This window comes from Lentzea tibetensis (assembly GCF_007845675.1).
In the GTDB taxonomy this organism is placed as follows: domain Bacteria; phylum Actinomycetota; class Actinomycetes; order Mycobacteriales; family Pseudonocardiaceae; genus Lentzea; species Lentzea tibetensis.
Genome location: NZ_VOBR01000017.1, coordinates 129,365 through 142,284 on the forward strand (window position 1 = coordinate 129,365; position 12,920 = coordinate 142,284).

Annotated in this window: 12 protein-coding genes and 1 riboswitch; of the genes, 4 read left to right on the forward strand and 8 right to left on the reverse strand. The window is 68.9% G+C overall.

What is annotated here, in order from left to right; genetic code table 11:
* Positions 1-47: 47 nt before the first annotated feature.
* Positions 48-806 (forward strand): bestrophin-like domain, encoded by a 759-nt coding sequence (locus FKR81_RS25820; protein ID WP_146355305.1) that lies wholly within the window; start codon positions 48-50, stop codon positions 804-806.
* On the opposite strand, the gene FKR81_RS25825 is transcribed toward FKR81_RS25820, so the two are convergent.
* The 3 genes from FKR81_RS25825 to FKR81_RS25835 form a co-directional block, all read right to left on the reverse strand.
* On the reverse strand, positions 803-1,441 hold the full coding sequence (locus FKR81_RS25825; protein ID WP_146355307.1) for an EcsC family protein: 639 nt from the start codon (positions 1,439-1,441) through the stop codon (positions 803-805). The two genes, FKR81_RS25820 and FKR81_RS25825, sit on opposite strands and share 4 nt — an antisense overlap.
* 9 nt (positions 1,442-1,450) lie before the next feature.
* A complete protein-coding gene (locus FKR81_RS25830) occupies positions 1,451-2,287 on the reverse strand; it encodes a bifunctional 5,10-methylenetetrahydrofolate dehydrogenase/5,10-methenyltetrahydrofolate cyclohydrolase (protein ID WP_146355309.1) in 837 nt (278 codons plus the stop codon).
* 15 nt (positions 2,288-2,302) lie between these two features.
* A riboswitch (ZMP/ZTP riboswitch) is annotated at positions 2,303-2,384 on the reverse strand.
* On the reverse strand, positions 2,360-4,864 hold the full coding sequence (locus FKR81_RS25835; RefSeq protein WP_146355311.1) for a PEP/pyruvate-binding domain-containing protein: 2,505 nt from the start codon (positions 4,862-4,864) through the stop codon (positions 2,360-2,362). (Overlaps the previous riboswitch by 25 nt.)
* A 214-nt stretch (positions 4,865-5,078) precedes the next feature.
* Between FKR81_RS25835 and FKR81_RS25840 the strand changes: the two genes are divergently transcribed.
* Entirely contained in the window at positions 5,079-5,741 is a 663-nt protein-coding gene (locus FKR81_RS25840) for a TetR/AcrR family transcriptional regulator (RefSeq protein WP_146355313.1), read from the forward strand.
* Here the strand turns inward: FKR81_RS25840 and FKR81_RS25845 are convergent.
* The 4 genes from FKR81_RS25845 to FKR81_RS25860 form a co-directional block, all read right to left on the reverse strand.
* Positions 5,730-5,936, reverse strand: coding sequence for an ADP-ribosylglycohydrolase family protein (locus tag FKR81_RS25845; protein ID WP_222598398.1), 207 nt, complete (start codon positions 5,934-5,936; stop codon positions 5,730-5,732). The genes FKR81_RS25840 and FKR81_RS25845 overlap by 12 nt on opposite strands.
* Positions 5,937-6,094: 158 nt before the next feature.
* A complete protein-coding gene (locus FKR81_RS25850; RefSeq protein WP_146355315.1) occupies positions 6,095-6,763 on the reverse strand; it encodes a ferritin-like domain-containing protein in 669 nt (222 codons plus the stop codon).
* A 4-nt stretch (positions 6,764-6,767) separates the two neighbouring features.
* Positions 6,768-8,123 (reverse strand): serine hydrolase domain-containing protein, encoded by a 1,356-nt coding sequence (locus FKR81_RS25855; RefSeq protein WP_146355317.1) that lies wholly within the window; start codon positions 8,121-8,123, stop codon positions 6,768-6,770.
* 58 nt (positions 8,124-8,181) lie between these two features.
* Complete coding sequence (locus FKR81_RS25860) at positions 8,182-8,430, reverse strand: ADP-ribosylglycohydrolase family protein (RefSeq protein WP_146355319.1); 249 nt, start codon at positions 8,428-8,430, stop codon at positions 8,182-8,184.
* 66 nt (positions 8,431-8,496) lie between these two features.
* Between FKR81_RS25860 and FKR81_RS25865 the strand changes: the two genes are divergently transcribed.
* Both FKR81_RS25865 and FKR81_RS25870 read left to right on the forward strand, forming a co-directional pair.
* Entirely contained in the window at positions 8,497-9,093 is a 597-nt protein-coding gene (locus FKR81_RS25865) for an HNH endonuclease (protein WP_186763171.1), read from the forward strand.
* An 85-nt stretch (positions 9,094-9,178) separates the two neighbouring features.
* On the forward strand, positions 9,179-10,033 hold the full coding sequence (locus FKR81_RS25870; RefSeq protein WP_146355324.1) for a S1 family peptidase: 855 nt from the start codon (positions 9,179-9,181) through the stop codon (positions 10,031-10,033).
* Positions 10,034-10,080: 47 nt separating this feature from the next.
* Here FKR81_RS25870 and FKR81_RS25875 read toward each other — a convergent pair whose 3' ends face one another.
* Positions 10,081-12,891, reverse strand: coding sequence for a vitamin B12-dependent ribonucleotide reductase (locus tag FKR81_RS25875; protein ID WP_146355326.1), 2,811 nt, complete (start codon positions 12,889-12,891; stop codon positions 10,081-10,083).
* Between the last annotated feature and the right edge of the window lie 29 nt (positions 12,892-12,920).

The window sequence follows — 12,920 nt, forward strand, 5'->3', positions numbered from 1 at the left end:
CGGCCACAGTAGACCGTGGTCTAATCCCACACCAGAAAGGAGCCGAATTGAGTATTTACGTCACCGGCCTGCTCTGGGTGTTCGGTGCGGCCGCCATCTCCGCGGTCCTGGTCGTTTTCACCCGTCGGTTCGGCTCGGAGGAGGACCGCGAGCGGACGCTCGGTTCAGGCGGCGCGGTGTTCAGCATCGTCGCGGGCCTGCACGCCGTGCTCGTGGCGTTCATCCTGATCTCGTTGTTCGACGCGGCCAACTCGGCCGAGGACGCGGTGACCAAGGAGGCGAACGCTCTCGTCGCCGTCCACTGGGCCGCGAACTCGCTGCCGGAACCCGCGCGCACCAAGGTTGATGAACTGGGCAAGCAGTACGTCAACATCGTCGTCGACGAGGAGTGGCCTCGGATGGACGACGGCGGCGACGTCGACAACAAGGGCTGGCAGAAGCTGAACGAGCTGCGCGCCACGATCGAGACGGCCGCGCCGGACGGCGAGTGGCAGCTCGACCGCAAGGCCGAGGCGGCGAACCAGCTGTGGGAGGTCTACCAGGCGAGGCAGACGCGCATCGACGCGGCGGGCGGCGGGGTGAACCCGGTCGTGTGGCTCGCGCTGATCATCGGTACGGTGCTGTCGCTGTTGTTCCCGTATCTGTTCGGCGGGCCGAACCTGTTCTCGCAGCTGCTCATCACCATCACGCTGACTTCGACGCTGATTCTGCTGTTGTTCGCCATCTACCAGATGCAGAACCCGTTCAGTGGCGGAGTTCACATCCCGCCGGACGCGTTCACGTCCGCTTTGGAACGTTTGAGCTAATCCACTTCCTCGATGGCGATGACTTCACCGTCAAGGATCATCGGGGTGGTTTCCGAGTTCGTGAAGAAGCGCCGGGCGAATGCGCCCACAGCTCTGGTCGAGGCGGCGTCGAAGCCACCGCCGATGACGCCGCCCACCAGTGGCACGCCTTTCGCGAGAGTCACCCCGGCGCGCTTGCCGCCGTACTTCGCGAGCAGCATCGCGGCGACGCGCTTGTTGAACTCCTTGATGCCGACCTTCTTCAGCAGGTCGGTGCCCGCGTTCCCGACCAGGCACAGCAGGATCGCCGTCTGCACCTCCTCGCTGTCGAGGTTCCGGCCGTGGACGGCCGCGATCGACGCGATCAGGTGCGTCTGGATCACGTAGGACGCCGTCACGTTCGTCGGCAGTGCGACGGGCAACGTGATCAGGCCACCCAGGTTGGTGACGAAGCCCTGCGCGCCGGCGAGCGCCATGTGCGTGCGGATCAGGCCCTTGATCGCCTCGTCGCGGTCGCCGCCGCTCTTGCCGAGCGCGTCCTCGGCGGACTCCCTGGCGCTCTTGAACGGGCCGAAGCCGTCCACGCCGACGCGGAGCAGATGGTCGATCAGGCCCTGCTGGGCCTTGGCGAGCGCACCGGGTTCACCTGTTGACACATTTCGACACTACAACGCGGCGAGCTGCCGCTGTGCACTGTCAACAGTTTGCTCGAGCAGCACGGCGATCGTCGTCGGCCCGACACCACCGGGGACCGGGGTGATCAGGCTCGCCTTGCCGACGGCTTCGTCGAAGGCGACGTCGCCGACGTTGCCCTCGTTGTAGCCGGCGTCGATGACGACGGCGCCCGGCTTGATCCAGTCACCCCTGACGAACTCGGGCTTGCCGACGGCGGCCACGACGATGTCGGCGGTGCGCACGACGTCCGGCAGGTTCTCGGTCTTCGAGTGGCAGATGGTGACGGTGGCGTCGCGGGCCAGCAGGAGCATCGCGACGGGCTTGCCGAGGATCGGGCTGCGGCCGATGACGACCGCGTGCTTGCCGCGCGGGTCGACGTCGTAGGCGTCGAGCAGGCGCATGATCCCGCCCGGTGTGCAGCTGGTGAAGCCCGCTTCACCGAAGGACATCTGGGCGAACGAGTGCATCGTGACGCCGTCGACGTCCTTGTCCGGTGCGATCGCCTCGAACGCGGCGCGCTCGTCGACGTGCTTCGGAACGGGGTGCTGCAGCAGGATGCCGTGCACTTCCGGGTCGTTCGACAGCTCGGTGATCGCGGCGACGAGCTGCTCGGTGGTGGTCTCCTCGGGAAGCGAGACGAGCCTGGAGTCGAGCCCCGCACGGTGACAGCGGTTGCGCTTCATGCGCACGTAGGTCACCGATGCGGGGTCGTCGCCGACGATCACCGTGGCGAGGCAGGGCTTGCGGCCGGTGTGCTTCTCGTAGTCGGCCGCCCGGTGAGCGGCCTGGTCGACGATGGCGCGCGCGAGTTCGGTTCCGGACATCATGGGCGTTCTCCTTCGGGGAATCGCCCAGGCGCGCGGCACGTCGTGGAGGCCACTCCCCGGTGGTGCTCCACCCTAGGCGCCAGTCACGGCCTCTTCGCTGATTGTAGAGACGACGCCGGTGCTGCCGTCGACCGTGATCCGCTCACCGGTCTTGATGCGCGTCACCGCCTCGCGGACGCCGACCACGGCCGGGATGCCGTACTCGCGGGCCACGACCGCGCCGTGCGAGTTCGCGCCGCCCATCTCCATCACGAGCCCGCCCGCGGTCAGGAACAACGGCGTCCAACCGGGGTCCGTCGACGGGGCCACGAGGATCTCGCCGGGCTCCAGGTGCGCGCCGACCGGGTCCATGACGACGCGGGCGGTGCCGGTGATCGTGCCCGCCGACGCCGGCGTGCCGGTCAGGTCGCCGGGTGCGACCGGGCCGCGGTGCGCCTCCGGTTCCGTGCCGTCGGAGAGCAGGATGCGCGGGATGCGCCTGCGCCGCATCTCGCGGTCGTAGGCCTCCCTGCGCTCGGCGACGAGCGCGCGCAGATCCCCTTGCGTGGAACGCATTTCCGCGAAGTCGAGGAAGAACACGTCGTCGCGGGCGTCGATGCGGTCCTCGGCGACGAGACGGTCGCCCTGCTCCGCGATCTGCTTGCGCAGCACGCCGAACAGCGTGATCACCAGGTACTTCGGGTACTCGCGGAGCCCGGCGAGCAGGCGGGTGCGCTTGAGCGCCCACCGCACGAACCCGCCGCGCCACTTGGCGCGCTTCGCGAGCGTCTCGATCATCGCCTCGGCCTCGGCCGCGCCCCTGGCGAACAACGCGTCCGGTGCCATCGACTCGTCCTCGAGGCGCAGGTAGTTGCGCACCACGCCGATGACGTAGGTCGGGTCGTCCGACCAGCGCGGCAGGCCGAGGTCGATCTCGGCGACGGCGCGGTGCCCCCACTGCGCGAGGAACTCCTCGATGCCCTTGCGGGCGAGCTCGGGCATGCCGCCGTTCTGGAACTCCCGCGCCGCAACGGGATCCTGCCGGATCGTGCGGGCGAGGCCCCACAGCGCGAGGTCCATCTCGGTGGTGACGTTGTTCGGCAGGCCGCGCAACACCGTCTGCAGGTCACCGGGTTCGGTGCGGACGACCTTGCTGACCAGACCGAGCATCGCGAACCCCGCGAGCGCGGTCGGGGCGAGCCTCGGCAACACCGGGACGACGCACTCGCGCAACGCCTCGTCCGGCGACTTCCCCCTGGCCCTGCCGAGCATCTCCTGTTCGAGCCCGACGGCCTTGGCGGCCGCCTTCTCGGGGTTGATCAGTGCGCGTGCGACGACCAACGGGATCTCGAACCTCCTGGCGAGGCGCGCCATCCGCTTGACGGCGGGCCACGGCGAGGTCTGGGTCAGCGACAGCCGCGGGTCGTCGAAGAGTCCGCGCAGCACCTCGGCCGAGCGGGCCTCCATGACGTCGAGCAGCCTCGGCACGAACGCGCGGCCCACCTTGCTGCGCATGACTTTCGTGATGTCGAAGTAGATCCGCTCACCCGCCTCGGTGTAGCTCTGGCTGTTCGGGTCACCGATGATGATCGCGAACGCGCTCTTGGCGATCTCGCGGAACGCGGCCCTGCCCATCGGCGTGATGGGACGTTCGAGGCCCTGCGCGAGGCTGAAGCAGAAGTAGACGTGGAAGCCGTCGCCGTCCGGCACGGGGTACAGCGTCGTGATCGGCCGCGCCTGGGTGAGGTGCAGCTCGCCGTCGGCGTCGATGGCCCACTCGGTGTCCTGCGGGCTGCCGTAGTGGTTCTGGACCTTCTTCCCCAGCTCGGCGAGCTGGATGATCTGCGCGTCGGTCAGACACGCCTCGCCGTGGTCGGCGAGCTCGACGTGCTCGGTGCCGCCGCCGGGCAGCGACCGGATCGCGAGCTTCTTGTCCCCCAGGCGCCTTTCGACGATCTCGTCGCCGTCCACGATGAAGTGGTCCGGGTTGACTGCGCCGGAGACGACGGCCTCGCCGAGGCCGGGGCTCGCGTCGATGACGTACTGGTTCCGCTTGCCCGTCACGGGGTTCGCGGTGAACATGACGCCCGAGATCGCCGAGTCGATCATGCGTTGCACCACGACCGCCAGGTACACGCTGCGGTGGTCGATGCCGTTGGTCTCGCGGTAGCTCACCGCGCGGTCGGTCCACAGCGACGCCCAACACCGCCGGACAGCTAGCAGAACCTCTTGCGCGCCAACGATGTTGAGGAACGTGTCCTGCTGGCCCGCGAAGCTCGCGAACGGCAGGTCCTCGGCCGTGGCGCTGGACCGCACCGCCACCGGCACGTCGTCACCGAGCTTCTCGTACTCGGCGACGATCGCCTTCGCGACGTCGTCCGGGATCGGCGCGGTGAGCAGCTTCTCGCGGGCATCCGCGGCCGTGAGCCCCGCGAGCTCGTCGATTCCCTCGACCAGGCGGTAGGCGTCCGTGGTGACGCAGAAGCCTTGCGGCACAGGAAGTCCGGCCTTGGTGAGCTCACCGAGGTTGGCCGCCTTGCCGCCGACGACGGCGAGCATCGTGCCATCGATGGCGCTGAAGTCTTCGACGAGCGACATGGTCCCCTCCAGGTTGTCTGAAGGCCACGTTACGAGCGTCCTGCGAAAAACTCAACACGTGATGAATAAATCACACCATTGAGCGGGGGTCGCCCGCGTCGGCCGTCGACGACGTCGTCGTCGAACGCGGCGACGTTAACGACCCGCCGGTCTCTTAATAAGAGCCCAGTGGTCCGTTACACATAACAGACCACTGGGCCGTTAAGGTGCGCGGGTGAGTGAGTTCCGACGAGCACGTCGCCCGGAGCACGTCGAGGCCCGCCGGACGGCGATCCTCGAGACGGCGTCGTCGATGCTGCGGTCGAGGTCGGTGTCGGACATCAGCCTGCGCGAGCTCAGCGACGAGGTCGGCCTGGCGAAGTCGAACGTGCTGCGGTACTTCGACAGCCGCGAGGCGATCTTCCTCGAGGTGCTGGACCGCACGTGGGGCGAGTGGCTGGACTCGCTGGACCTGCCGGCGTCGTTCGGCGACGGGCCGTTCGCACGCGAGGTCGCCGTGGCCACCGAGATCGCCTGGTCGGCCGGGACGAACCACCTGCTGTGCGAGTTGATCAGCGTCACGGCGAGCGTCCTCGAACGCAACATCTCCGTCGAAGTCGCCCGCACCTTCAAACAGCGCGCCGCCGCGCACACCGATCGCTTGGCGGCTCTGGTGCGCGCGGCGGTTCCCGCGCTGAGCCCGGAGGCCGCGGGCCACTTCGCGGGCGCGGTGTTCGTGATCGTCGCCGGGCTGTGGCCGTACGCCCAGCCGACCGAGTCCGTCCGGGCCGCAACGGCCGAGCTGGGCATGCCCGCCGCCGGCGAGATGTTCCAGAGCGGGCTGACCGAGGGCCTGGTCAACCAGCTCGTCGGCCTGGTGGCCCGGTCAGCGGGCTGACCAGTCCGGCAACGGTTCCCGGCGGGCCAGCCAGTTCTCCAGCGGGCGTCCGACGATGCCTCCGACGATCGCGGCGGTCGTGTCGACGTCACCGCCCGCCTCGAGCTTGCGGACCTGGCCGTCGTCGAGGTGGTCGAGCACGGCGTCGAGCAGGTTCGCCGGTCGCGTTCCCTCGAGGCGCGCGTGGGCCGTCACGGCACTGGCCGTCGCGACGGCGACGGCACCGGCGATCCCCTCGGGGTGCTGGTGGGTGACCTCCGCGGACTTGGTCGCCTGCGAGAGGTTCGCGAGCCGGTCCTGGTCGACCTCCCGTGGTCGCGGAGGTCGGTCACCAGGTTGCCGTCCAACGGTTTTCAGCTTCCTCGCGGTGCCGGGTCAGCGCGCACGACGTCCTGGAACAGCGCGGCCGTCTGCAGCACGAACTCCCGGCGCGTCACGTCGAGCACCTTCAACGCCGGGCCGTGGTCGTAGGCGACGGTGACCACGGCCCCGGCGAACAACACCCACCACACGACCCGCGCGAGCCACGGCACCGCACCCAGCCGATCGCAGTGGAACGGCACGTGCCGCTGTTCGTCGGCCAGGATCCGGCCGGCGACCTCGGTGGTGAGCGGGTCGTCGGTGCCGTCGCGCAACGCCCGGTAGTAGCGCAGCGCCACGACCTCCGCGATGAGCAGCACCATCAGCTCGAGCCGCAGCCCCAGCGCACGACGCAGCCGCACGAACACCGCGTCCGTCCAGTGGCCACCGATCGTCGGCCTCCCGGCCGCCCGCAGCAGGTTCTCCAGCAGCCGCGCGTGGTTCTGCTCCTCGGCGACGAACAGCCGCACCGCACCGCCGTAGGCGCCGGTACCGGACTTCGCGATGAGGTTCGCCCCGTCACCGGCCTCGCCGACCTGGAACCGTTGCACGCTGCTGACGACGGCTGGGTGCATGCGCGCACCGACCGTCCACTCAGGATCGCCGAGCTCCGCGCGGCGCGCGGCTTCCGCCTCGAAATCCTCTACCCACGTGGTGAACATGCTCCTAGGACGTGTGCTGCGGTGATCGCGTTGGCCGCCGTTTGCGGAGGTTCCGTGAAGATCCTGTGGTCATCCGGAGGAGCAGCCCGGCGATGCCGCACAACGACGCGACGACCAGCCAGATCATGAACGCCGGGTACAGGTACGCCACCTGGATCCACGCGACGTCACGCCCCCGGTAGAGCCAGCCCACCACCCAGTGGATCGACGGCAGCAGCACGAGCGGCAGCGACAGCAGGTAGATCCACCGGGAGCGGCGGCGCACCCCGCGCACGGTGAGCGCGACCGTTCCAGCGGCGGCGAGCAGCAACCCCAGGTCCACGGCGCGCGGCAGGAACACGTTCGGCAGCGGCACGGACCTGTTCTCCAGCAACGCGATGAGCCGGCCGGCGAGCGCCACGGCGTCGCCGGCTGTCACGCCGGTGTTGGTCATGACCGCGATGCCGTAGCCGGAGTCGGGCAGCAGCGCCTGGTACGCGGTCGCCGTGAACAGGTCACCGCTGTGCTTGATGATCCGCGCACCGGACTCGGTCCTGCCGACCGACCAGCCCAGCGCGTACGACCCCTTGGCAGGCGTGTGCATCTCCTCCATGCCCGGCTCGGTCTGCGCGATCAGCCATGCGGCCATGTCGTGCGCCGAGCTGAGCACGCCACCCGAGCCGTTGCCGAACGCGGGCGGCTCGGGCACCGCGACGGGCAGGCCGGCGATCGTGATGTGGCCGACGGTGCCGGGCAGGTCGGCGGCGGTGTCGACGGTGCGGCTGTCCGGCATGCCGAGCGGGCCGAAGACGTTGTCGCGCAAGTAGGAGTCGAACGGCCGGCCGCTGACGACCTCGACGAGTCGCGCGGCCACCTGGTAGTTCGGGTTGTGGTACTCGAACTCCGCGCCGGGGTCGGCGGCGAGCCCGGCCGTCCGCAGCTGCGCGACGCGTTCCTGCAACGTGCGGGGCTGCGGGCCGCTGAACGCCGCGAAGGTCCGGTCGGACAGGCCGGACGTCTGGTTCAGCAGCTGCCGCACGGTGATCGAGGCGGCCCTCGGGTCGGCCATCTCGAACTCGGGCAGCGAGGCGCGCACCGGGCCGTCGAGGTTCACCCGGCCCTCGCGTACGAGGCGCATCACGGCGTACGCGGTGATCGACTTGCTGACCGACGCCACGGGCAACGCGGTGTGCTCGGTGACCGGCTCACCCGTTGCCGTCCGGCCGTAGCCCGCGATGCGCACCACCTGCTTCCCGTGCGTGACGGCGACGGCCGCGCCGGGCAGTCCGGTCGCCTCCAGGTACTCGTGCACCGCGGTGTCGACCGAGGACGGGACGATCGGCGTCAGTGTCGCGAGTAGACACAAGGCAAGTGTGTGCACATCAACGAGTTTCGCCTCTCGAACTCCGCACGAGATCGGACCGGAGTCCGAGTCGCGATCATCCCGTGGTCGGAGCGGCTAGTCCCACCCGCGCCCGAACGCGGCGAGCTCGTCGCCGTGCTCGATCTGCTCCGCCCACTCCACCGGCCATCTGCGTGTCGTCCGTGATCAGCGCCGGGTCGCCGTCGAGGTCCCGCGGCCCCTCCGGGCCGTAGCGCGCGACGATCTCGTCGACGGTCATGAACTCCGTCGGTGCGCCGAGCGCGTCACCGTACGCGAGTCCCAGCAGACATCCGGTCGCCCGCATGCGTTCCCCTCCAAGATTGTCGATCTTGCTGCGCCCAGGTCGCCTGGTCCCCGACACTGGTACGTCGTGAGCAGAGTCGAATTCAAGGACATCGTCGCCTACTGGCAGAAGAAGGAGGACGAGTCCGGGCTGGCGGTCGATTGGAGCGAGGCGCACGAGCGCTGCTGGCGCTGCGCCTACAAGGCGCGGCTGGAGAAGTGCCACATCATTCCCGACTCGCTCGGCGGCACCGCGACGCCGGACAACTTCGTACTGCTGTGCGGCCGGTGCCACCGGGAGGCACCGAACCACGCGAACCCGCGCTACATGTGGGTGTGGCTCAGGGCGACCTGCCTGCCGTTCAACGACATGTACTGGACCAACCGGGGGCAGGAGGAGTTCGAGACCATGTTCGGCCGGACACCTCTCGACTGGGCCGACGCGCTGGACCTGGACGCGGGCGCGCTCCAGGCCGAGTTCAACACCTTGCTGCGCACCGAATTCAGCCGCGCCGTCATCCACTTCGGGGAAGGCCGGATGAACCCGTCGACCATCGCGTGCGTGCTGGCGGAGGTGGAGCTGCAGCTGGCCGCTCAGCACGACGTCGCGATCACGAACTCGGAAGCCGGGTACGCCGGTGCCCGGTTCATCAGGAAGATGCTCGGCCAGACCGACACCCCGTGACCGGCCGGGCGTCCCTCGTCGCTGGTGAGCCGATCATGACCGGAATCCAACAGGATCTTCACAGTTCCTCGCCAGTGTGCCTGTCATGACACGAATCCGTGACGTCGAACGAACCCGGTTCCGCGCACCGGTGAAACGCGCGCTGATCGCAGCGGTGGCGCTGGTGGGCCTGGCGCCCGGAACAGCGCAGGCGATCTACGGCGGCGAAGAGGCGGCGGAGCCGTACTCGTTCATGGCGTCCATGCAGTTCAAGACGAGCGAGGGTGTCCAGCACTGGTGCGGCGCGACGCTGATCGCGCCGCAGTGGGTCGTGACCGCGAAGCACTGCATGCTGTACCTGCCGACTGCCGGGACCCCGCTGCCGAAGCCGTCCGACGTCCAGGTGCGGGTGGGCAGCCTCGACCGCACGACCGGTGGTGACCTGGTCGACGTCACCGAGTTCGTGGTGCACGGCAAGCCGATCTCACCTGATCCGACCGCGCCGCAGGACACCCGCGGCACCGACATCGCGTTGCTCAAGCTCGCGCGGCCGGTGTCAGCACAGCCGGTCGAGATCGCCGACTCTCCCGCAGTCACGGACGTCCGCCTGCTCGGTTGGGGCTACAACTGCCAGCAGCCGCGCGGGCACGGCTGCACGCTGCCGACCGCCCTGCGGCAGCTCGACACGCGCACGCTGCCGCGGGAGGGATGCGTCTCGGCCAAGCCGGGAGACGCGATCATCGCGGACCGGGAGATCTGCCAGGCCGCGACGCCGAGCGGTGAGTCGATCCGGCCGCACGACTCGGGTAGCCCGATGGTGGTGCGCGCCGGCTCGGGCTGGCGGCTGATCGGTGCGGCGTCCGGTCCGGTCCAGCAGGGCGCGGACACCGACGGCACGGGTCCGAACATCTACACCGACGTCACTGCCTACCGCTCCTGGATCGCCGAGCACGTCCGGTGAAACGCCTGGTGGGGAGCCGGCGAAACCGGCTCCCCACCAGGAGATCACTAGCTGCAGCCGGACGTGCTGCCGCAGCCCTCGCACAGGTAGCAGGACCCGGCGGGGCGCATCTTCGTGCCGCAGGTCATGCAGAGCGGCGCGTCGGCGGCCTTGCCGAGGTGCAGCTCCAGCAGCTCGGTGGAGCTGCCGACCGACTTCGAAGGAGCCTCGACGGCAGGCGTCGTGGCCTCGACGGAGCTGCGCAGACCCTCGAGGTCCACTTCGGACGAACCGCCGTACTCACCGGCGACCTGGGCGGAGCGCTCGTCGGCGGTGAAGATGCCGAGCGACGCCCGCTTCTCGACCGGCAGGTAGTCCAGTGCCAGCCTGCGGAACAGGTAGTCCAGCACCGAGGTGGCGATGCGGACGTCCGGGTCGTCCGTCATGCCCGCCGGCTCGAACCGCAGGTTCTGGAACTTGGAAACGTAGAACTCCAGCGGAATCCCGTACTGCAGGCCCACCGAGATGGACATCGAGAACGCGTCCATCACACCGGCCAGGGTCGAGCCCTGCTTGCCCAGCTTGACGAAGATCTCGCCGAGGCCGTTGTCCGGGTACGAACCGGCGTGCAGGTAGCCCTCGGCACCGCCGACGGTGAACGACACCGTCTGCGACGGGCGCTTCTTCGGCAGGCGCTTGCGGACCGGGCGGTACTCGACGACCGTCTCCGCCTTGGCCTCGGCACCCTTGTTGGCGCCCTTGCCCGCGGACAGCGGCTGGCCGACCTTGCAGTTGTCGCGGTAGATCGCGAGCGCCTTCAGGCCGAGCTTCCAGCCCTGGTAGTAGATCTCCTGAACTTCCTCGACGGTCGCCGACTCCGGCATGTTGACCGTCTTGGAGATCGCGCCCGAGAGGAACGGCTGGGTCGCGGCCATCATGCGGACGTGGCCCATCGGGGCGATGGAACGCTCGCCCATCGCGCAGTCGAACACCTCGTAGTGCTCGCGGCGCAGGCCCGGCGCGTCGACGACGTGGCCGTGCTCGGCGATGAACTCGACGATCGCCTCGATCTGCTCTTCCTGGTAGCCCAGCGACTTCAGCGCACCGGGCACCGTCTGGTTGACGATCTGCATGGAGCCGCCGCCGACGAGCTTCTTGAACTTGACCAGCGCCAGGTCCGGCTCGATTCCGGTGGTGTCGCAGTCCATCATCAGGCCGATGGTGCCGGTCGGCGCCAGCACGGACGCCTGGGCGTTGCGCCAGCCGTTCTTCGCGCCGATCGCCAGCGACTGCTGCCACGCCTCGGTCGCGACCTTGTGCACGGCCGAGTCGTTGCCGCCGTAGGTGCGGATCAGGTCGTTCGCGGCGGCGTGCTTGCGCATGACGCGCTGGTGCGGCGTGGCGTTGCGGGCGTAGCCCTCGTACGGGCCGACGATGCCGGCCAGCTCCGCGGAACGGCGGTACGAGACACCGGTCATCAGCGACGTGATGGTGGCGGCCAGCGCGCGGCCGCCCTCGGAGTCGTACGCGTGGCCGGTCGCCATCAGCAACGCGCCGAGGTTGGCGTAGCCGATGCCGAGCTGGCGGAACTTGCGCGTGGTGTCACCGATCGCGGGCGTCGGGAAGTCCGCGAAGCAGATCGAGATGTCCATCGCGGTGATGATCAGCTCGACGGCCTTGGCGAACTGCGGCGCGTTGAAGGTGCCGTCGGTGCCGAGGAACTTCATCAGGTTCAGCGACGCGAGGTTGCAGCTCGAGTTGTCCAGGTGCATGTACTCCGAGCACGGGTTCGACGCGGTGATCCGGCCCGACTCCGGGCAGGTGTGCCAGTCGTTGATCGTGTCGTCGTACTGGATGCCGGGGTCGGCGCAGGCCCACGCGGCCTTGGCGAGCTTGCCGAACAGGTCCTTGGCGTCGACGTGCGAGATGACCTCGCCGGTCTGCCGCGAACGCAGGCCGAACTCGCCGCCGTTCTCGTAGGCGTGCATGAACTCGTCGGACACGCGGACCGAGTTGTTCGCGTTCTGGTACTGCACGGACACGATGTCCGAGCCGCCGAGGTCCATGTCGAACCCGGCGTCGCGCAGCGCGCGGATCTTGTCCTCTTCGCGCGCCTTGGTCTCGATGAACTCCTCGACGTCCGGGTGGTCGACGTCGAGGACGACCATCTTCGCGGCACGACGGGTCGCGCCACCGGACTTGATGGTGCCCGCGGACGCGTCCGCGCCGCGCATGAAGGACACCGGGCCGGACGCGGTGCCGCCGGAGGACAGCAGCTCCTTGGACGACCGGATTCGGGAGAGGTTGAGCCCGGCGCCGGAACCGCCCTTGAAGATCAGGCCTTCCTCGCGGTACCAGTTGAGGATCGACTCCATCGTGTCGTCGACCGCGAGGATGAAGCAGGCGCTGACCTGCTGCGGCGACGTGGTGCCGACGTTGAACCACACCGGCGAGTTGAAGCTGAACACCTGGTGCAGCAGCATGTGGGTGAGCTCGTGCTCGAAGATCTCCGCGTCACCCTCCGACGCGAAGTAGCCGTGCTCCTTGCCCGCGCCGACGTACGTCTTCACGACGCGGTCGATCAGCTGGCGCAGCGACTGCTCGCGCTTCTCGCTGCCGACGGCACCGCGGAAGTACTTGCTGGTGACGATGTTCGTCGCGTTCACCGACCAGAAGTCGGGGAACTCGACACCGCGCTGCTCGAAGTTCACCGAGCCGTCGCGCCAGTTGGTCATGACGACGTCGCGACGCTCCCAGGTCACCTCGTCGTACGGGTGCTTGCCCTCGGTCGTGTAGACCCGCTGCACCTTGAGCGCCGTCTTCGCAGCCCCGTTGCGCGCGGCTGTCTTCTTGGCTGAGCCGCCGACGGTCTCCGTCACGGTTCCCTCTCCCTCTAGCTGAAAGTACG

Coding starts and splice junctions, on each gene's coding strand:
- FKR81_RS25830 (WP_146355309.1), bottom strand. CDS start 2,287: ATGATGTCCGGAACCGAACTCGCGCGCGCCATCGTCGACCAGGCCGCT.
- FKR81_RS25835 (WP_146355311.1), bottom strand. CDS start 4,864: ATGTCGCTCGTCGAAGACTTCAGCGCCATCGATGGCACGATGCTCGCC.
- FKR81_RS25850 (WP_146355315.1), bottom strand. CDS start 6,763: ATGTTCACCACGTGGGTAGAGGATTTCGAGGCGGAAGCCGCGCGCCGC.
- FKR81_RS25860 (WP_146355319.1), bottom strand. CDS start 8,430: ATGCGGGCGACCGGATGTCTGCTGGGACTCGCGTACGGTGACGCGCTC.
- FKR81_RS25870 (WP_146355324.1), top strand. CDS start 9,179: ATGACACGAATCCGTGACGTCGAACGAACCCGGTTCCGCGCACCGGTG.